We start from the raw sequence: 20,813 nt of genomic DNA, 5'->3' as shown, positions 1-20,813 counted from the left end.
TCAAAATGCCTACCCTACGCGGTAGCCCAGGCGGAAAGAGACTGCCTCCGCCAACCGTGCGGCAACAGCCCCAAGACGTTCAACACTGTACCGCCCCAGTTCCGCCTGAGGCAGGCTAATCCCGATTCCTGCCAGTGCCCGCCCGGAGTGGTCTTTAACAGCCGCACCAAAACACCACAGCCCGTCGTGCACCTGCTCATCGTCCACGGCGTAACCGCGCTCCTTGATTTCACCAATTTCACGGACCAGGGTTGTTACCGAGCATATGCCATTGGGTGTCAACGGCTGGGGCCATGTCGTAACCGGGTGCAGCGCCAGCCACTCCCGGAAGGAGGCATCATCCATACCGGCCAGAATGGCATTGCCTGTTGCCGTAAATATGGCAGGCAGGCGCATACCTACCCTAAAGGACGCCCCAAGCACGGTGGCGCTGTTACGGCAGGCAACATAAACAACTTCCGCCCCCTCCAGCATGGTAAGGGTTACGGTAAAGGCTTCCATATCCGTGCGAGTCTCCAGCACGTGGTAGAACTCACTCACAAGATCACGTTTTTCTGTAACGTCTCCGGCCCAGTCGAGCAGCCGTGTGCCCAGCCGGTAGCCTTGGGTAACCGTTTTTTCCAGCAAACCTAATTCCTGCATCACAGCCAGCAGGCCGTGCGCTGTACTGCGCGGCAAATCAAGCTGTCTGGCTACGTCTGCCGCCAGAGGCGGTTTGGCGGCGTCCTTGACCATATCAAGAATGCGAACGGCCCGGCGAAGAGCGGGAACCGTATCCTGCGATTTGGACATGTTATTCTTATTTTCCATGTTGACAGGAGGGGCTCATATCTTCATATTCCACATACGGGATCGAGTTCAACATAATGAACAACAAAAAGCAGAACACGATCTTGCCGCGCACAAGATGTGGTGGAAGTCTGGCACAAGAACCCGCAACAGGGCAGCAGGCTTCCACCCACTACTCGCAGACTTCATAACATCTCGCTCCTTCTCTTGTGGTGCGCTACACAGGATGTCTTTCCTGCCACAAAAGCAGCAAGAGGGCAGCACCTTGGCTACAAACATATACGATTTTACCCTACCCGCACTGGATGGCACCACCATTGACCTGAGTGCCTACAGGGGACAACCCATCCTGATTGTGAATACCGCATCCAAATGTGGTTTTACCCCACAATACGAAGGCCTGCAGGCATTGTGGACGCAGTTCCATAAAGCCGGGCTGATGGTAATTGGCGTTCCCAGCAATGATTTTGGCCAGCAGGAACCCGGCACATCGGAAGAAATCGGGGCATTCTGCCAGAAAAACTATGGCGTGAGCTTTCCCATGGCAGCGCGTAGCGTGGTCAGGGGGCAGGACGCCATACCGCTTTTTGGCTGGCTGGATGCGAAGCTTGGTTTTCTGGCACGGCCAAGATGGAATTTTTTCAAGTATCTGATCGGGCGTAACGGCCAGCCTGTTGCGTGGTTTTCCAGCCTTACACCACCAACATCTGCACGTGTACGCAGTGCTGTAGAACGCGCCCTGCTCCCCGCCTGAGCAGCTTAATGCTTATGCTCCACCCTGCCATAGCAGGGTGGAGGTTTTTATCTTACCGCGGAACCAGCAGGCCGTCACGCAGGGTCACAACCCTGTCCATGCGCGGCAGCAGTTCTTCGTTATGCGTGGCAACCAGTGCGGCCAGACCACGCTTGCGCACTGCATCAAGCAACTCGGTGAACACGGCATCCGCCGTATGCACATCAAGGTTACCCGTCGGCTCATCCGCCAACAAAAGCGACGGGGCATTAGCCAGCGCACGGGCAATGGCCACGCGCTGCTGCTCCCCGCCCGATAACTTGCCCGGCAGGTGGTCAACCCGGTGCGCCAGACCAAACATACCCAGCAGACGCTCAGCCTCCTGCCTGGCTACCCGTTTGGGCACGCCGGCAATCATTTGCGGCAGCATGACATTTTCCCGCGCGGTGAATTCCCCAAGCAGATGGTGGAACTGGTAAACAAACCCGATCTCATCACGCCGCAGGACGGTGCGCCCGGCATCGGCCATGTTTCTGGTTGATTGTCCACCAATCATAATGTCACCCGCATCTGGCGTATCCAGCAGCCCCGCCAGATGTAGCAAGGTGGATTTACCCGTGCCTGATGGCGCAACAAGGGCCACAATTTCCCCCGCATGCAGGGTAAAGTCCGCACCTCGCAAAATGGGCAGCACATCATGCTCCCCACTGCGATAGGTTTTTTGTACGCTATCAAGGCGCAGCACAACGGTATTATTCATGGCGAAGCGCCTCGACCGGGTCTGTTCTGGCTGCACGCCATGCCGGATACAATGTTGCCAGAAGCGAAAGCAGAAGCGCCATGCCTATGACTTCCCCTACCTGCCCCCACTCCAGCTTGGCTGGCAGGTGTTCAAGGTAATACACCTCCGGGTTGAACAGGTTTGTACCCGTCAGGCTTTGCAGCAACTGGCGAATACGCTCGATGTTCATACAGAACACAATGCCAAGGGCTGTTCCCGCAACCGTGCCGGTAACCCCCACCGATGCGCCACACATCAGAAAAATACGCATGATGGCACCACGGCTGGCCCCAATGGTGCGCAGCACGGCAATATCCGCCGTTTTATCCTTGACCATCATAATCAGTGAGGAAATGACATTGAACGCCGCCACAACAATAATCAGTGTCAGAATCAGGAACATGACATTCTGCTCGACCTGAACGGCCCCGAACAGGGCATTGTTGGCAGTTGTCCAGTCCAGCACCCGCAGGCCGGGGTCATCCACCGTTCTGGTAATAGCCTGCGTGACCGTGCGCACATGCTGCGCATCTTTGGTAGCAACCTGAATCTGCGTCACTTTGCCCGGCATCTGAAAATAGATCTGGGCCGCGTGCATGGGCAGGAACACTACGCTGGAATTATAGTCGTTCACCCCGGCATCAAATATGGCGCTGACACGGTAGGAGCGTACCCGCGGCACTGTACCAAAAGCCGTTGCAGCCCCCTCGGGTGAGACCAAAGTCAGGCGGGAGCCAATATACAGCCCGGCCCGTTCGGCCATGGTCACACCCACCACAATGGAGTCATCCCCCTGACCAAACTGGTCCAACGAGCCTGCAACAAGGGAGGAACTTACAGCCTTAAGGTCCCTCAGCCCCTGCGCCGTAATGCCATGCACTACGCCACCGGCACTGTACCCCCCGGCACTGAGCAGCACCTGCCCCTCTATAATGGGAGTAGCACTCAGCACATCAGGAACACTGCGGACCTCCTGCGCCACATCCTCATACTGGGAGATGGTGCGACCTGCGCCATAAATGGTCAGGTCGCCATTCAGCCCCAGAATGCGGCCCATCAGATCGGCCTGAAAGCCGTTCATCACCGCCATGACAATAATCAGCGTGGCAACGCCCAGGGCAATGCCGACCAATGAAAATATAGCGATGATGGAGACAAACCGCTCCCCGCGCCGTGCGCGAAGGTAGCGACCAGCCACGGCACGCTCGAATGGACCGAACATGCTTATCAGCCTGCCAGAACCAGAGCCAGCGCTTCGTCCACGCTCAGCTCCTGCCGCTCACCTGTTGCACGACGTTTGAGCTCTACACGCCCTTCCTTTGCACTGCGGGGGCCAACAACAATCTGCCATGGATGGCCCATAAGGTCGGCATCCGCAAACTTCACGCCCGCACGCTCTGCCCGGTCATCGTACAAAAATGCCTCTGGAGCTTTGGCGTAAATCTGCTCGCACACCGCATCGCACACCGCATCACCCGACTTAAGGTTCAAGATGGCAGCGCGGAAAGGTGCCACGGAATCTGGCCAGATAATGCCGTTTTCATCGTGGCAGGCTTCAATAATAGCACCGGCAAGGCGGGAGACGCCAATCCCGTAAGACCCCATTTCGGGGAAGAACTGTGCACCATCAGCACCGCTTACGCTTACGTCCATAGCCTGCGTGTATTTGGTGCCAAAGTAGAAGATATGCCCGACTTCCACCCCGCGCCCCTCGCGCTTGCGGTCATCTGGCACGCCGTCCCATGCGGTGGCGTCATGCATTTCGTCCGTGGCTGCATAGGGAGTGGTCACACGGTTAAAGAAGGCTTCCAGCGCCTCTGGGCTGTTGGTATCCACCGGCTCGTCCAGCCAGTCCTGATCTTCCAGTGCTGCGTCATAGAACACGCCGCTCTCACCCGTTGGGGCCAGAATCAGGAATTCATGGCTGAGTTCGCCCCCGATCGGCCCCGTATCAGCCGCATGGGTACAGCACGCACACCCAAACGCTGGAAGGTGCGCAGGTAGGCCAGCATCATGCGCCGGTAGGTTGCAACAGCCGATGCATAATCCACATCAAAGCTGTAGGCGTCCTTCATCAGGAATTCGCGGCCACGCATCACGCCAAAGCGCGGACGCATCTCATCCCGGAACTTCCACTGGATATGATACAGAACCTGAGGCAGATCCTTGTAGGATTTGACCGTCTGCCCAAACAGGTCGGTCACCATTTCCTCATTGGTTGGCCCGTACAGCAGCTCGCGCTTGTGACGGTCCTGAATACGCAGCATTTCCGGCCCATAGGCATCGTAACGACCGGAGCGGCGCCACAGGTCGGCCGATTGCAGGGTTGGCATCAGCACTTCCTGCGCATCAACCCGGTCCTGCTCTTCACGCACGATCTGGCTGATATTGCGCAGCACCTTAAGTCCGGCGGGCAACCATGCATAAATACCCGAAGCCGTCTGGCGGATCAGTCCAGCACGGAGCATGAGCCTGTGAGAGACGATTTGCGCCTCTGCCGGATTTTCCTTGAGAGTGGGAAGAAAGCTGCGCGAAAGACGCATGTGCATTCAGCCTTGTGTAAGGGCAGACCTCCGGCAAAAGAGAGGCAGCCTGTGTTGTCTGTTATTGAGCTGTAAAACAGCCCCGAACAAAAGAAAACCCGGCAGAACCGGGCTCTCTTGCTTTCTGGCGTTAACCTGTGCGCTTAGACGCGGAGCACGTGCACGTCCACCAGCGGACGCTTTTGCAGCTTGCGGCCAAGAGCACGGCGCAGGGCTGTTTTGGCAGCCTCGCGGAAGGCGCTGTCCTCATTGCGCAACTCGTCGGGAATAACGTCCAGCGCGTTGGCAAACTCTTCACGCACCCGCACACTTTCAAGGTCATCGGGGTCCAGCAGGCCGGGCGCGCTGACCTTGGGGTCACCAATTACAAAGCCTTCGTCATCCACGGCAAAGCTGCCAATGACAATGCCGTTGAACAGCATCTTGCGCCGTGCAGCCAGCACGCCACCATTCATGGGCAGCAGGCGGTTGCCATCAAGCGCCAGACGACCGGTCGGGGCAGTATCGACCACCTCCAGCTTACCCGGGGACAGACGCAGAATATCACCATCCTCAAGCAGAATAGGGGCAATCCCCATTTCCTGCGCCAGAGCGGCCTGTGCGGTCAGGTGCCGCCATTCGCCATGCACCGGCACAACATGCTGGGGCTTGAGCAGTTCATACATCTTCTGCACATCGCCACCTGTGGCGTGGCCGGACACATGTACAAAATGTTCGCGGTCGGTAATCACCCGCACACCGCGCTTGGCCAGATTGTCCTGCACACCCATGATGGCCCGTTCATTACCCGGAATCATGCGGCTGGAGTAAATGACCGTATCCCCTTCCCCGAGGGAAATATTGGGATGCACGTCCATGGAAATACGCGACAGGGCAGACCGCGGCTCGCCCTGGCTGCCCGTGATGATCATGAGCAACTGGTCATCGGGCACATCGTTCACATCCTGCTCGCTCAGGAACGGCAGCACACCGGAGAGGTACCCACATTCGCGCGCAGCCGTATCCAGATTGCGCAGCGAGCGCCCGACCAGCACAACCGTACGCCCCGCCGCCTGCGCGGCCATGGCAATGGTTTCCACCCGCGCCACGTTGGAAGCAAAGCAGGTCACTGCAATGCGGCCCTTAAGGCTTGCGACCAGTTCGGTCATGCTCACGCGCACTTCGGACTCGGAGCGCGAGGGGCCGGGCTTCATAACATTCGTGCTGTCACACACCAGTGCCAGAACACCTTCCTCGCCAATTTCGGCCAGACGGTTCAGGTCCGTTGCGGGGCCAACCAGTGGTTCGGGGTCAAACTTCCAGTCGCCCGTATGCACCACAATACCAGCAGGGGTACGCAGCACCATGGACTGCGCCTCGGGCACGGAATGCGTAACCGGCACGAACTCGATGTCAAACGGGCCAACGTTAAAGCGCGCACCCGGCATGATCACGCGGATAGGCACATCCATCAGGCGGGCTTCTGCCAGCTTGCGGCGCAGTACGGCACTTGCAAATGGCGTTACGTAAATGGGGCATTGCAGCATGGGCCAGACATGGGCCACAGCACCAATATGGTCTTCATGGGCATGGGTAATAACCAGCCCGGCCAGCTTGTTCCTGCGCTCAACAATAAAGGCGGGGTCTGGCACCAGAATTTCTGCTTCTGGCGTATCATTCCCGCTAAAGCCAATACCGCAATCAATCGCCAGCCATGTATCGCCCTGACGATACAGGTTGAGGTTCATGCCGATCTCACCCGTTCCACCCAAGGGCAGAAAGGCCAGATCGCCGTTCTGTTCTGTCATATTATCTGATTATCCTTCAGCCAAAAAATCTCGTTCTACTGTCAGTTTCGGCAGGGGGTTCCTCCCCGCCAGCAAGCGCAACCCATTGAGGGTCAGCATTGAATCCACATGGTCAAAAACCGTCGTCCCTTCCGAGAAGAGCGGAGCCAGACCGCCAGTTGCAAGCACCTTCATGGAAGGCCCCACTTCACGGCGGATCCTCTCAACGATCCCCTCGATCAACCCTACATACCCCCAGAACACACCTGAGCGCATGGCAGCAACCGTATTCCGCCCGATGGCGGATTCCCCCACCGGACGGCCAATGCCAATACGTGGAAGCCTTGCTGCTGCCTGATGCAATGCCTCGACCGACAGGTTAATGCCGGGCGCAATAACACCCCCGCAGTAGCTTCCCTCCTGATCCACCACATCAAACGTGGTGGCCGTTCCAAAATCAATCACCGTCAGCGGGCCACCATAGGTGTAATGCGCGGCAAGCCCGTTGAGCAGACGGTCCACCCCGACTTCATCAGGGTTGTCCATCTTGATGGCGAACCCCCAGTCCAGCCGGGCCGAGGCAAGCAGAGGTTCCACCGCAAACCACTGACGGCACAATGTGCGTAGATGGTACAACGCGGCAGGCACCACCGTGCCAATGACCGCTCCCTCAACATCATCCGGCGTCAGACCCTGCGTTCTGAGCAGCGCCTGCAACCACACACCATATTCATCCGACGTGCGCTGGGCCTGCATGGTAATACGCCAGACACCACGCCACTTCTCACCATCATGCACGGCAAACACAACATTGGTATTCCCTGCGTCAATGACAAGTAGCACTCCTAAGCGCCCTTTTCCATAAGCAGAATATCCCCTGTTGCGATTGTCTTCATTCCACGTTCCGTATCCAGCAGCAGGCGCCCATCCTCGGCCAGCCCAGCAAACAGCCCCTTCTCATAAGTATTCCCGCCCTGAACGACAAGGGGGGTCCCCAAAGGATGCGCCCTTTCCAGCCACGCAGCCCGGATGGAAGCAAACCCTTTTTGTCGCCATTGCCTGCACCACAGGGCCAGCCCATCGAGCACGTGGTGGGCCACAGTCTCCACATCCGGGACCATGCCACACTGCGCCAGACAGGCTACTGGCCGCTCCAGCTGACTTTGCTGGGGAGCCGTTGCCAGATTGGCCCCAAGCCCCACAAGAACATAATCACCTTCCCGCTCAATGAGGATTCCCCCCATTTTCCGCCCATCCAGCAGAATATCGTTAGGCCATTTGATCATCAGGTGGCCCTGTGCTGCGGGAACAGCGCGTAACAGCCCTTCGTAAAAACCCAGAGAGGCGACAAAGGGCCAGCCCCCCAGAGCGTCCGGCCCAGCCTGGGCCGCAGCCTGCACAACGCTCAGCGCAAGCCCCTGCCCTCCGTCCAGCCAGCTACGGCCCCGGCTGCCGCGCCCTTTGGTCTGGCGGCGGGCCAGCACAGCAAGCCCAGTAACATCTTCCTCCGTGCGGCAAGCATTCAGGCAGTAATCGGAGGTCGATGGCAGCTCGTCAAAACAGGTCAGCCGCCATGCGTCACTTTGCCCGCTCATCCCGCCAGAGCTAGGGCAGCCTGATGCGCAACCGACATAAGCGGGCCAAGCACGATGGCAAAAACAACAGTGGCAACACCCATCCCGCCCGACACAAACAGCAGACTGGGGGCCGGGCGGTCCAGCGTAGGAGCTGGCGCATCAAAATACATAACTTTCACAACCCGCAGATAATAATAAGCACCGACTATGCTGGACAATGCGCCAATGCTGACCAGCGCGTAAAGACCAGATTGCCAGGCGGCTGCAAAAACCATGAACTTGCCAAAAAAACCGGCAAGTGGTGGTGCTCCCACCATGCTGAACATGAAAATAGCCAGAGCAAGCGCCATACCCGGATCAGTGCGGCCAAGCCCGGCAAGGTCTGCAATGGAATTGACCTCCCGCCCGTTCCGCCGCATGGCCGTAATGCCTGCAAAAACACCTGCATTCATCACAAAATAGGCGGCAAGATAAATCAGGGTAGCCTGTGTGCCTGCGGTGCTGGCCGCGGCAAGCCCCATCATGGCGTACCCCATATGCCCGATGGAGGAATAGGCCATCAGTCGCTTGATGTTGGTCTGCGGGATTGCAGCAAAAGCGCCATAGACCATGGACAGCACAGATACAGCCTCAATCAGTATCTGCCAGCGCGGAGCAACCGAACCGAACGGCCCTGCCATAACGCGCAGGAATAGTGCAAATGCCGCAAACTTGGGTGCACCGGCCATGTAAGCTGTAACCGGTGTGGGAGCACCCTGATAAACATCGGGCGTCCACATATGGAACGGCACAGCGGAAAGCTTGAAGCACAGCCCCACCACAACAAACACAATACCAACAACCAGCCCCATGGGGGGCAGCCCGGAAGCACGCACGGCCTCAACCAGTCCGCCATACTCCATGGTTCCCGCATACCCGTAAACGAGCGAAATACCATAAAGCAGCAGGCCAGATGCCAAAGAGCCCAGAATAAAATACTTCATCCCCGCCTCGGAGGAGAGGACATTGTCCCGCTCCACCGCACACAGGATGTAAATGGAGAGGGAAGATAGTTCCAGCCCGACAAACAGTGTCATCAAATTGGCAGAAGACGCCATAAGCATGGCCCCGAGCGTGGAAAACAGCATGAGCACCGGTGTCTCAAACGGCAGGGACTGCCGCTCAGGCGTGCGGTAACTCACACTCAGGGCGACAGCCACAAACCCGCCCGCCAGAATAAGCTCCTTCATGAACCGGGCAAAACCGTCATTCACAAATGTTGCGGCATACCCTGCCCCTGAAGGCGCAAGCACAACCAGAAAGCCACAGAGCACAAACGCAGCAAGACTGAGTATGGCAGCGAGGAAAAAACCTTCCCCCTTTTTGCAGAGCACACCAGCTACAAGAATGATGATACCCGATACAGCAAGAACAATTTCGGGCAGGGCCACAGCCCAGTTGAACACTGTCACACTCATCGCGCGGCACTCCGCTGAGGATAGAAAGAGAACAAGGTCGGAATGGTGGCGTTGGTCATGTTAGATCACCCGCACAGCGCAACAGTCAGCAGCACCACAAGCCCTGCCAGCATGGTAAAGGCGTAAATGGCAATGGAGCCGCTCTGGAGCCTGACAGCCTGCAACGCGCTGTCATGCGTGGCACGCACGATGTCCAGCGGCAGACCTTCCACAACACCTTCGTCCGCCCCTTTCCACAGCACACGTGCCAGCGCTGCATAGGGACGCACGAAAATCCTGTCGTACAGCTCATCAAAATACCATTTATTGAGCAGGAACCGGTAGATTGGCCCAAAGCTGCGGGCGAGTGCCGCTGGCACCTGCGGCGCACGCACATACAGGACAAAAGCCAGCGCAATCCCCGCGAGCCCGGCAATGCTGGGCAACAGGGCAATCAGGGACGGCACGTGCTCAAACGCTTCCATGATATGGTTAGTCGGCGCATTTACGATAGCGCCGTTCCAGAAAGCACCCTGATGTGCGCCAATGTAGAATGGTGCCAGCACCGCGCCAGCCACAACCGCCCCCACTGACAGAACCAGCAACGGCACAGTCATGACTGCCGGGCTTTCATGCGCGCCATCATGCGCATGGGCGTCATGCGGTGTGCCATGAAAAACCAGAAACAGCAGTCTCCAGCTATAAAACGCTGTCAGAAAAGCCGTAATACTGCCCAAGGCCCATGCATAATGGCTGTAGGAGGCATCGGACGCCCACAGCGTGTTAAGAATGGCATCTTTGGACCAGTATCCGGCAAACGGATAAACCCCGGCCAGCGCCAGACTGCCCAGCCACATAACCACATAGGTTACGGGCAGTTTTTTCCATAAGCCCCCCATGCGGAACATGTTCTGCTCGTCGTGCATGGCATGAATCACGGAGCCTGCGGCCAAAAACAGAAGTGCCTTGAAAAAAGCATGCGTAGTCAGGTGGAAGACAGCAGCCTGATACGCCCCCACCCCAACGGCTGCAAACATATAGCCAAGCTGCGAGCAGGTGGAGTAGGCAATGGTCCGCTTGATGTCTGGCTGCACCATGCCAACGGTTGCTGCAAAAAAGCAGGTTGTTGCACCAATCAGAATAACAAAGCAGCGTGTGCCGGGGGCAAACTCCAGCAAGGGAGACATGCGCGCCATCAAAAACACACCTGCGGTTACCATGGTTGCAGCGTGGATCAGAGCCGATACAGGCGTTGGCCCTTCCATCGCATCCGGTAGCCATGTGTGCAGGAACAACTGGGCCGACTTGCCCATAGCGCCCACAAATAGCAGGAAGCAGATGACCTCCAGCATACGGATGGATACGCCACATATGGTATAAGGCACGTTCAGCACATCTGGCACGGCTGCAAACACGGCATCATACTGCACTGTGTGGAACAGGACGTAGATCAGCCCGATACCGACAATAAAAAACAGATCCGCCACGCGGTTGACCACAAATGCCTTGATAGCCGCTGTCGTGGCCGCCGGGCGGTCATACCAGTAACCGATCAGCAGATAACTGGCCAGGCCCACACCTTCCCAGCCAAAAAAGAGCTGGATCAGGTCATTGGAAGAAACCAGCATAAGCATGGCAAAAGTAAACAGCGACAGATAGGAGAAGAACCGATAGGTCGGCATGCTCTCATGGCTCATGTAACCAATGCTGTAGCAATGCACGAGCAGGGACACCACAAGCACCATGGCCACCATGGTGACGGAGAGCGTGTCAAACCGCAGGGTCCATGTGGCGTCAAACCCACCAGCGTGCACCCATTGCGCCAATGGCACGCTGGTGTGTGGAAAACCACTCTGCCACGCACCGCACAGAGCCCCCACACCACATAGGGCTGCAACAGCCATACAGGCTATGGTCACGACCTTGGCGAGGGTATCGCCCATGAACCGCCCGCCAAGCCCCGCGACAACAGCCCCCGCCATGGGAGCAAGCACGGCAACGGAAAACAGGTTGAGTTCTGTTTGCATAACGCTGCTCATCCCTTCATCATCGTCACGTCTTCGACCTGGATGGAGCCGCGGTTACGGAAGTAGACCGTAACAATAGCAAGCCCGATGGCCGCTTCTGCCGCTGCAATGGTCAGTACGAACAGCACCATGACCTGCCCCGACAGGTCCCCGTGAGCCGAGGAAAATGCCACCAGATTAAGGTTGGCCGAAAGCAGGATCAGTTCCATGGACATGAGCAGAACAATAATGTTCTTACGGTTCAGAAAAATGCCAAACACCCCCAGAACCAGAAGTGCAGCACTGACAAACAGGTAAGGTCCAAGCCCCACAGACGCGATTGCCGGGTTCATGCGCCCTTCTCCTCGGTTTCCGTCTTATCCGGCTCACCCGCGCCATAAGAGCCGGGAGCCGCAATTTCGTAATAGGAGCCTTTGGGGCGCAGGAAACCGCCCTGTTCAAACACATTTTCGCCAAGTGGTAGATTAACCAGCTCCAGCGTTTCTTCACGTGTGCGTGCATGCTGCCGACCAATGTTCTGGCGGCGGCCAGTTGCGGTGCTGCGCAGCGTCAGCACGATCGCCCCGATCATGGCGACCAGCAGGACAAGCCCGCAGGCCTGAAAAAGCAACACATAATGCGTGTAAATAACCGTACCCAGAGCGGCTGTATTGGTCAGCGCCGGGTCCACCGTCAAAGGTGCGACCACACCCGCAGGCGCCATGCGCCAGTTGCTGAAGGCCATGAGCAGTTCAGCCAGCAGCACGCCCCCGATGCACAGGCCCAGAGGCGCATAACGCTGGAACCCCTCGCGCAGGCGGCTGAAGTCTATATCCAGCATCATCACCACAAACAGGAAGAGAACCGCTACCGCCCCGACGTAAACAATGACCAGAAGCATGGCCAAAAACTCGGCACCCGCGACCAGAAACAGTCCCGCAGCATTAAAAAAGCCCAGAATGAGGAACAAAACCGCATGAACGGGATTGCGGGCACTAATGACCATGGCGGCCGAAAGCAGCAGCACTGCCGCAAAAACATAAAAAACGAGCTGTGCCATCATTGGCCAACCTCCTGCCCTGACGTGGTCTGCATCTGCTCAGCGATACGGCGCATCAAGTTCGAGCCTCCGTGCCAGCAGAGACTCCCAGCGGTCTCCGTTCGCAAGGAGCTTGCCTTTGTCGTACATCAGCTCTTCGCGGGTTTCCGTAGCAAATTCGTAGTTGGGGCCTTCAACAATTGCATCTACCGGGCAGGCTTCCTCGCACAGTCCACAATAGATGCATTTGGTCATGTCAATGTCATACCGCGTGGTGCGGCGCGACCCGTCATCACGCTCTTCGGCCTCAATGGTAATGGCCTCTGCCGGGCATGTTGCCTCGCACAGTTTGCAGGCAATGCAGCGCTCCTCCCCGTTAGGGTAGCGTCGCAGAGCGTGCTCCCCCCTGAACCGGTGGGACAACGGACCTTTCTCATACGGATAGTTCAGCGTGACCTTGGGCTTGAACATCATACGGAATGTGGAAACCATGCCCGCCGCCAGTTCCTTAAGCAGGAAAGACCGCAATGTGGTGCCAAGAGCGCTCATGAATTCACCCCTCCCATATGGGGCAGCAGACCTGTTGCCATAAGAAAGCCAGCCGTACCGATCATCCACAGTAAAGAGAACGGCAAGAACACCTTCCATCCAAGCCGCATCAACTGGTCGTATCGGTAACGCGGGAACGTCGCGCGCACCCAGATAAAGACAAACAGACAGAACAGGATTTTAAAAATCAGCCACAGCGGGCCGGGCACCCATGTCAGTGGCGCAATACCCAGCGGGGGCAACCACCCACCAAGGAACAGAATGCTGACCATGGAGGACATGAGGATCATGTTTGCGTATTCGCCCAGAAAGAACAGGCCGAAAGCGAGCGATGAATATTCTACAAAAAAGCCTGCAACCAGTTCACTTTCCCCTTCGGGCAAGTCAAACGGGGCACGGTTGGTTTCCGCCAGTGCGGAGATAAAAAACACGATGAACATCGGGAACATCGGCACACAGAACCATATGTGCCGTTGCGCCAGCACAATATCGTTCAGGTTAAGGCTACCAACAGCGAGCAGGACCGACACGATCACCAACCCGATGGACACCTCGTAAGAGACCATCTGAGCTGCCGAGCGCAGACCGCCCAAAAACGCATAACGTGAATTGGACGCCCAGCCCGCAATGAGCATGCCATAAACCCCAAGGGAAGACATGGCGAGCAGGTAGAGAATACCAACATTGATGTTGGCCACCGCCAGCCCGTTACCCGTTGGAATAACTGCCCAAGCTGCCATGGCGAGCGAAAAGGTCAAAAACGGTGCGAACAGGAACAAGGCCCGGTTGGCCCCTGCTGGAATAACCGTTTCCTTCACAATCATCTTGATCGCGTCTGCAAAGGCCTGCAACAGACCGAACGGTCCATTCACATTGGGGCCGCGCCGTTGCTGCATGGCCGCCATGACCTTGCGTTCCATCAGGGTCAGGTAGCAACGCCAATCAACAAGGGTACCAGCACCGCCAGTGTTTCCAGCAGCATCAGCAGTATCTGGCCCGCAAGGGTTTGGTAGAAAAAATATGCCATTGCCCTTACTCCGCCGCCACCGCAGGTGCCTTGCCATAAACCCTTGAGCACTCAGCCATGGTCTGGCTGGCACGGCTTATGGTGTTGGTCTGGTAATAGTCCTGAACAACAGGGCGCAAAGGTGTGGCCATAAGCGTGCCATCGCGCACACTGGCAGGTGTTGCCCCACTTTCCTGCTCACCGACCAGAGACGGAACAGCCGTGTTGCCATAAGCAAAAACAGGATTGATCTGCGCCATGTGTGCACGCAGTTCTTCCAGCGTGTCATACGGCAGGGTATGGCCTACCACCTCGGAAAAAGCCCGGATAATCCGCCAGTCTTCCCGCGCTTCCCCCGGAGCGAACACGGCACGGAATGCGCGCTGCACCCGCCCTGCGGTGTTGACGTATGTTCCCGCTTTTTCGGTATAGGCCGCACCGGGGAGGATAATATCTGCCCGCTTGGCCGCTGCATCCCCATGGTGGCCCAGATACACCACAAATGTTTCCGGCGGAATGCGGTCCAGCTGCACCTCATCTGCCCCCAGCAACCACAGGATTTCCACCCCGCCACGGAGCATACTGGCCGCATCACACCCATGGGGGCCGGGCACAAACCCAAGGTCCAGCGCCCCAACGCGTGACGCTGCCGTGTGCAGGATGTTCAAACCCTGCCACTGCGGCGTTATGGCACCACAGGCATGGGCAAGATCACGGCAGGCAGCATAAATGGCTGGAGCATCCCGCCGGGTCAGGGCTGCATGGCCCAGAATAATCATGGGCTTTTTGGCGTTTTTCAAAACCTCGGCAAACGCATGTTGCCCGTCCAGCAGGTCAGCCAGTGTATCCGGCCCGCTGCCTAGCACACTCACATCATAGGTCATATCCGCTGTTGGCGTGCCGATCATGCCAATGGGGAAGCCCCCCCGCCCTGCCTCGACAAACCGTTTGCGGATACGCGCATTAAGCACCGGCGCTTCATGCCGGGGCATAGTGCCAACCAGCAACAGCGCATCGGCCTGATCAATCCCGCTTATATCGCTGTTGAACAGATAGCCAGAGCGGCTTGATGTATCATACCACGCACCGTCCTGCCGACAGTCCAAATTGGATGACCCCATACCTTGCAAAAGGTCTTTTATTGCACACAGGCTTTCTGCATCACATAAATCACCTGCTATAGCCCCAACCTTATCACCCGGCACACCGTCAAACCGACGGGCCAGAGCGATCAGCGCATCTTTCCATGATACGGAAGACAGTTTTCCATGCACCCTGACCCACGGCCTATCCAGCCGCTTACGCTTGAGTCCATCAATGGAAAAACGTCCTTTATCAGACAGCCATTCTTCATTGACCTCATCATTCACGCGGGGGACAATCCGCATGACTTCCCCCCCGCGGGCCTGAACCTGAATATTGGTGCCCAGCGCGTCCATGACATCAATGCTGTCGGTCTTTTTATATTCCCATGACCGGGCATGAAACGCAGCAGGCTTAGCTGTGAGAGCGCCAACGGGGCAGACATCAATCAGATTGCCCGAAAGTTCGGACGTTAGGGCTTTTTCCACATAGGTGGTGATTTCAGCATTTTCCCCGCGGGAGACAAGCCCCAACTCGGGTGTGCCGGCCACTTCCGTGCTAAAACGCACACACCGCGTGCACTGGATGCAGCGCGTCATAACCGTTTTGACCAGTGGCCCCAGATCCTTGTCCGTGACCGCCCGTTTATCTTCCTTGTAGCGCGAAATACCAGACCCATACCCATAGGCCTGATCCTGCAGGTCGCACTCCCCACCCTGATCGCAGATCGGGCAATCCAGCGGGTGGTTGATCAGCAGGAATTCCATAACAGCCCGGCGGGCGCGGCGCACCACCTCGGTGTCCGTAAAAATCTGCATACCATCAGCCACAGGAAAACCGCAGGAGGCAACAGGCTTGGGTGCACGCGCCACTTCCACCAGACACATGCGGCAGTTCCCCGCAACGGACAGGCGCTCGTGGTAACAAAAGCGCGGAATTTCCTTGCCTGCAGCCTCGCAGGCCTGCAACGCGCTGGAACCGGGAGGAACGTCTACTGGCGTGCCGTCAACTATTACCCTCACCATTGCCGTTACTCCACTGCTGCCGGAGCGCCACCGGCGGGCACCTGCACCAGCCCGGTGCTGCCATATGCCGCCTTGTACTGGCGGATACGTGCTTCCATTTCTGGGCGAAAATGCCGGATAAGCCCCTGTATGGGCCATGCTGCTGCATCCCCCAGCGCACAGATCGTATGCCCTTCCACCTGCCGGGTAACCTGCTCCAGCAAATCTATTTCCTCAATATCCGCGCGGCCCTGAACCATGCGGTCCATCATGCGCATCATCCAGCCTGTTCCTTCGCGGCAGGGGGTACACTGCCCACAGCTTTCATGCTTGAAAAACTTTGAGAACCGGGCAATCGCTTTTATAATATCGGTCGACCTGTCCATAACAATCATGCAGGCAGTACCAAGGCCGGAGCGTTCCGCGCGCAGACTGTCATAATCCATGAGAACAGTCTCGCACACAGCTTTTGGCAATAGTGGTACGGAACAACCACCGGGAATAACCGCCAGCAGGTTATCCCACCCGCCGCGTACACCACCACCATGTTTTTCAATAATATCCCTGAGCGGCACGCCCAATTCTTCCTCAAACACACAGGGTGTGTTGACATGGCCCGATATGGCCATGAGCTTGGAGCCCGCATTGTTGGGGCGACCAAGCCCCGCAAACCACTCGGCTCCACGCCGCAAAATGGTGGACGTAACGGCAATGCTCTCCACATTATTTACAGTTGTGGGGCACCCATAAAGCCCTACCCCGGCAGGGAATGGCGGCTTCATGCGGGGCTGGCCTTTTTTACCTTCAAGACTTTCCAGCAAGGCCGTTTCTTCACCGCAGATATAGGCACCCGCGCCCCGGTGGATGCGAAAATCAAAATCCCATCCGCTGCCAGCTGCATTTTTCCCGAGCAGACCTGCTGCATAAGCCTCGTCAATAGCCGCCTGCAAACGCTCGGATTCCCGGCAGAACTCCCCGCGAATATAGATATAGGATGCATGAGCCCCCATCGCAAAAGATGCGATCAGCGCACTTTCTATCAGCTTGTGCGGCTCATGGCGCATGACCTCGCGGTCCTTGCAGGTGCCGGGCTCGGACTCATCCCCGTTGATCACCAGATAATGCGGCCGTCCATCGGACTGTTTGGGCATGAAGGACCACTTCAACCCGGTGGGGAAGCCCGCGCCACCTCGCCCACGCAGGCCAGAGGCCTTCATTTGTGCAATAATGGTATCCCGGCCTCTGGCAAGAATTTCTGCCGTGTTGCTCCAGTCACCCCGCTTACGTGCGGCCTCCAGCCGCCAGTCATTCTGACCATACAGATTGGTGAAGATCCGGTCCTTGTCAGCCAGCATGGCCGTCTCTCCTATTCCTGTTCCACCGTGGAAGATGGCAGCAATGTCTTGCGCCCGCCCAGAGGAGCCGAAACACTGCGGTTAACAGTCGGTCCGGGCTCTGGCCGCCGCCCTGCCCTCAACTCGGCTATAACGGCCTGCGTGCGTTCGGCATTCATATCTTCATAGTAATCATCATCAACTTGCAGGATTGGTGCATTAGCGCAGGCCCCAAGGCATTCCACCTCTGTCATGGTAAAAAGGCCATCGGCACTGGTGCCACCAAAATGCTGGATACCTGTCGCTTTCTGGCAGGCCTCCACCACATCATCAGACCCGCGCAGCCAGCATGGCGTAGTGGTGCAAACCTGCAAATGGTAACGCCCAATGGGGCGCGTGTTGAACATGGTGTAAAACGACGCGACCTCATAAACCCGCATGACCGCCATATCCAGGCGCTGGGCAATAACATCCATAGCCACTACGGGCACCCAGGCGCTCCCCGTTACACGCCCCATCTGGCGTTGCGCGATATACAGCAGTGGCATAACCGCACTTGCCTTGCGCTCTTGCGGATATTTGCTGAGAACACCAGCAATTTCCTCTTCCGATGCGGCATCGAATACAAAGCTGTCCGGCTGTTCTGCCGGGGTCCAGGCTGTGCTCATCGATCGACTTCCCCAAACACAAGATCAAGCGACCCGATAATAGCCACCATGTCGGCCAGCATACCGCGCCGCGAAAGCTCATCTATGGCCTGTAGATGTGCAAACCCCGTTGGACGGATTTTGCAGCGATACGGCCTGTTGCTGCCATCGGCCACAAGATAGACGCCAAATTCTCCCTTAGGACTTTCCACCGCCGTGTAGGTTGAGCCCGCAGGAACGTGATAACCCTCGCTAAAAAGCTTGAAGTGATGGATCAGCGCTTCCATGGACCGCTTCATTTCCGCTCTGGACGGCGGGCTGAACTTGGGGTCCTGTACCTTGATATCACCCGGCTGCATCTGGCTCAGGCATTGCTCAATAATCCTGACACTTTCACGCATTTCCGCAACACGGATCAGATAACGATCGTAGGAGTCACCCTGACGTGTGACTGGCACCTTAAAATCAACCTTATGATAATTATCATATGGCTGGTTGCGCCTTAAATCCCATGGAACGCCAGAAGCGCGCAGGCAGGGGCCACTAAACCCCCATGCCAGAGCCTGTTCGGTTGTAAAAACACCAATACCAACCGTGCGCTGTTTCCATATCCTGTTTTCGGTCAGCAGACCCTCAAGCTCATCAATCCACGATGGAAACTCCTTGGCCCACACCCCAATCCTGTCTTCCAGACTGGCAGGAATGTCACGTGCAACACCACCGGGGCGAAAATAGTTGGCATGGAAGCGCGCACCGGATGCGGCTTCATAAAACTCCAGAAGTTTTTCGCGCTCTTCATAGCCCCATAAAGCTGGCGTTACCGCGCCACAATCAAGCCCCATGCAGTCAGATTGAGAATATGGTTAAGAATACGGGTAATTTCCGCAAACATAACGCGCAGCCATTTGGCACGCTCTGGAATATCAATCCCCAGAAGTTTTTCCGTGGCCAGAGCAAAAGCCTGCTCCTCACACATTGGGGAGACATAATCCAGACGGTCAAAATACGGTAGGGCTTTCTGATACGTCTTGTATTCAATAAGCTTTTCAGTACCCCGGTGCAAAAGTCCTATATGGGGCACGGCACGTGCAACAAGCTCCCCTTCCATCTCAAGCACCAGACGCAGCACACCATGCGCTGAGGGGTGCTGAGGCCCAAAATTAAGAGCATGGGAGTCAATTTCGACAACCCTGTTTTCAATTTCAAGCGCCTGCTGCTCTGGCAAAAGACTTTGAGGAATATCGTCTTGCAGTACAGTCTGGGCAAAAGCGAGGGATGGTGTATTTTTCTGCTCGGTCATCAGCCCGACCTCTTCATACCCTGCCGGACCTCGTGTGCTTTTTCGTCTCCCGGCAGGGTCAACATGCCCTCCCACGGGGAAACAAAATCAAAATCACGAAAATCCTGTGTTAATGAAACGGGTTCCTTAACAACCTGCCTACGCTCCACGTCGTAGCGAACCTCCTCATACCCGGTCAGCGGGAAGTCCTTGCGCAGCGGATGCCCTTCAAACCCGTTATCAGTCAGGATACGCCGCAGGTCAGGCTGGCCGGAGAACAGAACCCCGAACAGGTCGTAACATTCCCGCTCCCACCAGGTCGCACAGGGCCACAGATGATGCACCGAAGGCACCGCACCATACTCATCCGTAGTGACCACCACGCGGATACGCCGGTTATAGGTCACCGAAAGCAGGTTATAGACCACATCAAACCGCTCTGCGCGGGCGGGAAAATCCACACCACACAGATCCATCAACTGCTCAAACCGATAACGCGGGTCATCACGCAAAAGGGTCAGGAATGCCAGAAGATGCGCACGTGTTGTGTGCACCACCAGTTCCCCCTTCTCCACCGCTGCGTAAGAGACATGCGATTGGGTTGAGAGGAATGTAAACGCCAAAGAGCATAACTGCCCTTCGAGCCTAGCCTGCATTGGATTTACAGAAATATCAGCCACGGAGAATGGTCCCTGTCCGGCGAATTTTTTTCTGGAGCAGCATAATGCCGTAGATTAGCGCTTCTGCAGTAGGTGGGCAGCCGGGCACGTACACATCCACCGGCACAATACGGTCACACCCACGCACAACAGAGTAGGAGTAATGGTAATACCCCCCACCATTGGCACAAGACCCCATGGAAATAACCCAACGCGGCTCTGCCATCTGCTCATACAAACGACGCAAAACCGGGGCCATTTTATTGGTGAGCGTACCCGCCACAATCATGACATCTGACTGGCGGGGCGATCCACGGGGGATAATGCCCATACGGTCCAGATCATAGCGCGGCATGTAAGCGTGAATCATTTCCACAGCACAGCATGCCAGCCCGAACGACATGGGCCACAGGCTACCCGTACGCCCCCAGTTAACCAGCTTATCCAGGCTTGCAACCACAAACCCTTTTTCTGCCAGAACACCTGTAATGCCACGAACAACTGCGTCCTGCTCAGGGCCGGGTGGCAAAGCCTCCCGGTTCCACATAATGGCGTTTTCATCGTGATGTGTGGTCATGCTGG

General features: G+C 56.9%; 17 protein-coding genes and 3 pseudogenes. 1 reads left to right on the top strand and 19 read right to left on the bottom strand.

The window, feature by feature from the left end:
- Positions 1–9: 9 nt before the first annotated feature.
- Positions 10–792 (bottom strand): IclR family transcriptional regulator, encoded by a 783-nt coding sequence (locus JCM25146_RS04475; RefSeq protein ID WP_025826188.1) that lies wholly within the window; start codon positions 790–792, stop codon positions 10–12.
- A 262-nt stretch (positions 793–1,054) separates the two neighbouring features.
- Here JCM25146_RS04475 and JCM25146_RS04470 point away from each other — a divergent pair, with 262 nt between their 5' ends.
- Positions 1,055–1,543 carry a glutathione peroxidase gene (locus JCM25146_RS04470; RefSeq protein WP_035371981.1) on the top strand — a complete coding sequence of 163 codons (489 nt, stop codon included), beginning with the start codon at positions 1,055–1,057 and terminating at the stop codon, positions 1,541–1,543.
- Positions 1,544–1,595: 52 nt separating this feature from the next.
- Here the strand turns inward: JCM25146_RS04470 and JCM25146_RS04465 are convergent, their stop codons facing one another.
- The 18 genes and pseudogenes from JCM25146_RS04465 to JCM25146_RS04380 form a co-directional block, all read right to left on the bottom strand.
- Entirely contained in the window at positions 1,596–2,282 is a 687-nt protein-coding gene (locus JCM25146_RS04465) for an ABC transporter ATP-binding protein (RefSeq protein ID WP_025826185.1), read from the bottom strand.
- Positions 2,275–3,525 carry a lipoprotein-releasing ABC transporter permease subunit gene (locus tag JCM25146_RS04460; protein WP_025826182.1) on the bottom strand — a complete coding sequence of 417 codons (1,251 nt, stop codon included), beginning with the start codon at positions 3,523–3,525 and terminating at the stop codon, positions 2,275–2,277. Before JCM25146_RS04460 ends, JCM25146_RS04465 begins: the two co-directional genes overlap by 8 nt.
- A gap of 5 nt (positions 3,526–3,530) precedes the next feature.
- A pseudogene (gene proS, locus JCM25146_RS17185) lies at positions 3,531–4,846 on the bottom strand (proline--tRNA ligase).
- A gap of 143 nt (positions 4,847–4,989) precedes the next feature.
- Entirely contained in the window at positions 4,990–6,633 is a 1,644-nt protein-coding gene (locus JCM25146_RS04450) for a ribonuclease J (protein WP_025826180.1), read from the bottom strand.
- 9 nt (positions 6,634–6,642) lie between these two features.
- Positions 6,643–7,455 (bottom strand): type III pantothenate kinase, encoded by an 813-nt coding sequence (locus JCM25146_RS04445; RefSeq protein WP_025826178.1) that lies wholly within the window; start codon positions 7,453–7,455, stop codon positions 6,643–6,645.
- Between the two features lie 2 nt (positions 7,456–7,457).
- A complete protein-coding gene (locus JCM25146_RS04440) occupies positions 7,458–8,207 on the bottom strand; it encodes a biotin--[acetyl-CoA-carboxylase] ligase (protein ID WP_025826176.1) in 750 nt (249 codons plus the stop codon).
- Positions 8,204–9,646: an NADH-quinone oxidoreductase subunit NuoN gene (nuoN, locus tag JCM25146_RS04435; protein WP_025826174.1), complete on the bottom strand. Its 1,443-nt coding sequence runs from the start codon at positions 9,644–9,646 to the stop codon at positions 8,204–8,206. Before nuoN ends, JCM25146_RS04440 begins: the two co-directional genes overlap by 4 nt.
- Positions 9,647–9,711: 65 nt before the next feature.
- Positions 9,712–11,652, bottom strand: coding sequence for an NADH-quinone oxidoreductase subunit L (gene nuoL / locus JCM25146_RS04430; RefSeq protein WP_025826172.1), 1,941 nt, complete (start codon positions 11,650–11,652; stop codon positions 9,712–9,714).
- Positions 11,653–11,660: 8 nt separating this feature from the next.
- On the bottom strand, positions 11,661–11,984 hold the full coding sequence (gene nuoK, locus JCM25146_RS04425; protein WP_035371974.1) for an NADH-quinone oxidoreductase subunit NuoK: 324 nt from the start codon (positions 11,982–11,984) through the stop codon (positions 11,661–11,663).
- Positions 11,981–12,694, bottom strand: a complete 714-nt coding sequence (locus JCM25146_RS04420; protein WP_025826168.1) for an NADH-quinone oxidoreductase subunit J — start codon at positions 12,692–12,694, stop codon at positions 11,981–11,983. The genes nuoK and JCM25146_RS04420 overlap by 4 nt, the downstream gene beginning before the upstream one ends.
- A gap of 36 nt (positions 12,695–12,730) precedes the next feature.
- Complete coding sequence (gene nuoI, locus JCM25146_RS04415; protein WP_025826166.1) at positions 12,731–13,219, bottom strand: NADH-quinone oxidoreductase subunit NuoI; 489 nt, start codon at positions 13,217–13,219, stop codon at positions 12,731–12,733.
- A pseudogene (gene nuoH / locus JCM25146_RS17180) lies at positions 13,216–14,246 on the bottom strand (NADH-quinone oxidoreductase subunit NuoH). Before nuoH ends, nuoI begins: the two are co-directional and overlap by 4 nt.
- Before the next feature lie 5 nt (positions 14,247–14,251).
- Positions 14,252–16,333: an NADH-quinone oxidoreductase subunit NuoG gene (gene nuoG, locus JCM25146_RS04405; RefSeq protein ID WP_025826164.1), complete on the bottom strand. Its 2,082-nt coding sequence runs from the start codon at positions 16,331–16,333 to the stop codon at positions 14,252–14,254.
- A gap of 5 nt (positions 16,334–16,338) precedes the next feature.
- On the bottom strand, positions 16,339–17,667 hold the full coding sequence (nuoF, locus tag JCM25146_RS04400) for an NADH-quinone oxidoreductase subunit NuoF (RefSeq protein WP_025826163.1): 1,329 nt from the start codon (positions 17,665–17,667) through the stop codon (positions 16,339–16,341).
- 11 nt (positions 17,668–17,678) lie between these two features.
- Positions 17,679–18,314 (bottom strand): complex I 24 kDa subunit family protein, encoded by a 636-nt coding sequence (locus tag JCM25146_RS04395; RefSeq protein ID WP_025826161.1) that lies wholly within the window; start codon positions 18,312–18,314, stop codon positions 17,679–17,681.
- A pseudogene (locus JCM25146_RS17175) lies at positions 18,311–19,593 on the bottom strand (NADH-quinone oxidoreductase subunit D). The gene JCM25146_RS04395 and the pseudogene JCM25146_RS17175 overlap by 4 nt, the downstream one beginning before the upstream one ends.
- Positions 19,593–20,252 carry an NADH-quinone oxidoreductase subunit C gene (locus JCM25146_RS04385; RefSeq protein WP_025826159.1) on the bottom strand — a complete coding sequence of 220 codons (660 nt, stop codon included), beginning with the start codon at positions 20,250–20,252 and terminating at the stop codon, positions 19,593–19,595. The pseudogene JCM25146_RS17175 and the gene JCM25146_RS04385 overlap by 1 nt, the downstream one beginning before the upstream one ends.
- Positions 20,245–20,808: a NuoB/complex I 20 kDa subunit family protein gene (locus JCM25146_RS04380; protein WP_025826157.1), complete on the bottom strand. Its 564-nt coding sequence runs from the start codon at positions 20,806–20,808 to the stop codon at positions 20,245–20,247. Before JCM25146_RS04380 ends, JCM25146_RS04385 begins: the two co-directional genes overlap by 8 nt.
- Positions 20,809–20,813: the final 5 nt, after the last annotated feature.

The organism is Acetobacter okinawensis JCM 25146, from assembly GCF_000613865.1.
Taxonomy (GTDB): domain Bacteria; phylum Pseudomonadota; class Alphaproteobacteria; order Acetobacterales; family Acetobacteraceae; genus Acetobacter; species Acetobacter okinawensis.
Note: the sequence above shows the minus strand (reverse complement) of the source record. Positions and strands in the feature narration are given on the sequence as shown.

Bases quoted from the DNA above. Each gene is read 5' to 3' on its own strand.
- JCM25146_RS04440 (WP_025826176.1), bottom strand. From the start codon at position 8,207: ATGAGCGGGCAAAGTGACGCATGGCGGCTGACCTGTTTTGACGAGCTG.
- JCM25146_RS04465 (WP_025826185.1), bottom strand. From the start codon at position 2,282: ATGAATAATACCGTTGTGCTGCGCCTTGATAGCGTACAAAAAACCTAT.
- JCM25146_RS04380 (WP_025826157.1), bottom strand. From the start codon at position 20,808: ATGACCACACATCACGATGAAAACGCCATTATGTGGAACCGGGAGGCT.
- JCM25146_RS04475 (WP_025826188.1), bottom strand. From the start codon at position 792: ATGTCCAAATCGCAGGATACGGTTCCCGCTCTTCGCCGGGCCGTTCGC.
- JCM25146_RS04450 (WP_025826180.1), bottom strand. From the start codon at position 6,633: ATGACAGAACAGAACGGCGATCTGGCCTTTCTGCCCTTGGGTGGAACG.
- nuoF (WP_025826163.1), bottom strand. From the start codon at position 17,667: ATGCTGGCTGACAAGGACCGGATCTTCACCAATCTGTATGGTCAGAAT.
- nuoN (WP_025826174.1), bottom strand. From the start codon at position 9,646: ATGAGTGTGACAGTGTTCAACTGGGCTGTGGCCCTGCCCGAAATTGTT.
- nuoL (WP_025826172.1), bottom strand. From the start codon at position 11,652: ATGCAAACAGAACTCAACCTGTTTTCCGTTGCCGTGCTTGCTCCCATG.
- nuoK (WP_035371974.1), bottom strand. From the start codon at position 11,984: ATGAACCCGGCAATCGCGTCTGTGGGGCTTGGACCTTACCTGTTTGTC.
- nuoG (WP_025826164.1), bottom strand. From the start codon at position 16,333: ATGGTGAGGGTAATAGTTGACGGCACGCCAGTAGACGTTCCTCCCGGT.
- JCM25146_RS04460 (WP_025826182.1), bottom strand. From the start codon at position 3,525: ATGTTCGGTCCATTCGAGCGTGCCGTGGCTGGTCGCTACCTTCGCGCA.
- JCM25146_RS04395 (WP_025826161.1), bottom strand. From the start codon at position 18,314: ATGAGCACAGCCTGGACCCCGGCAGAACAGCCGGACAGCTTTGTATTC.
- nuoI (WP_025826166.1), bottom strand. From the start codon at position 13,219: ATGAGCGCTCTTGGCACCACATTGCGGTCTTTCCTGCTTAAGGAACTG.
- JCM25146_RS04420 (WP_025826168.1), bottom strand. From the start codon at position 12,694: ATGATGGCACAGCTCGTTTTTTATGTTTTTGCGGCAGTGCTGCTGCTT.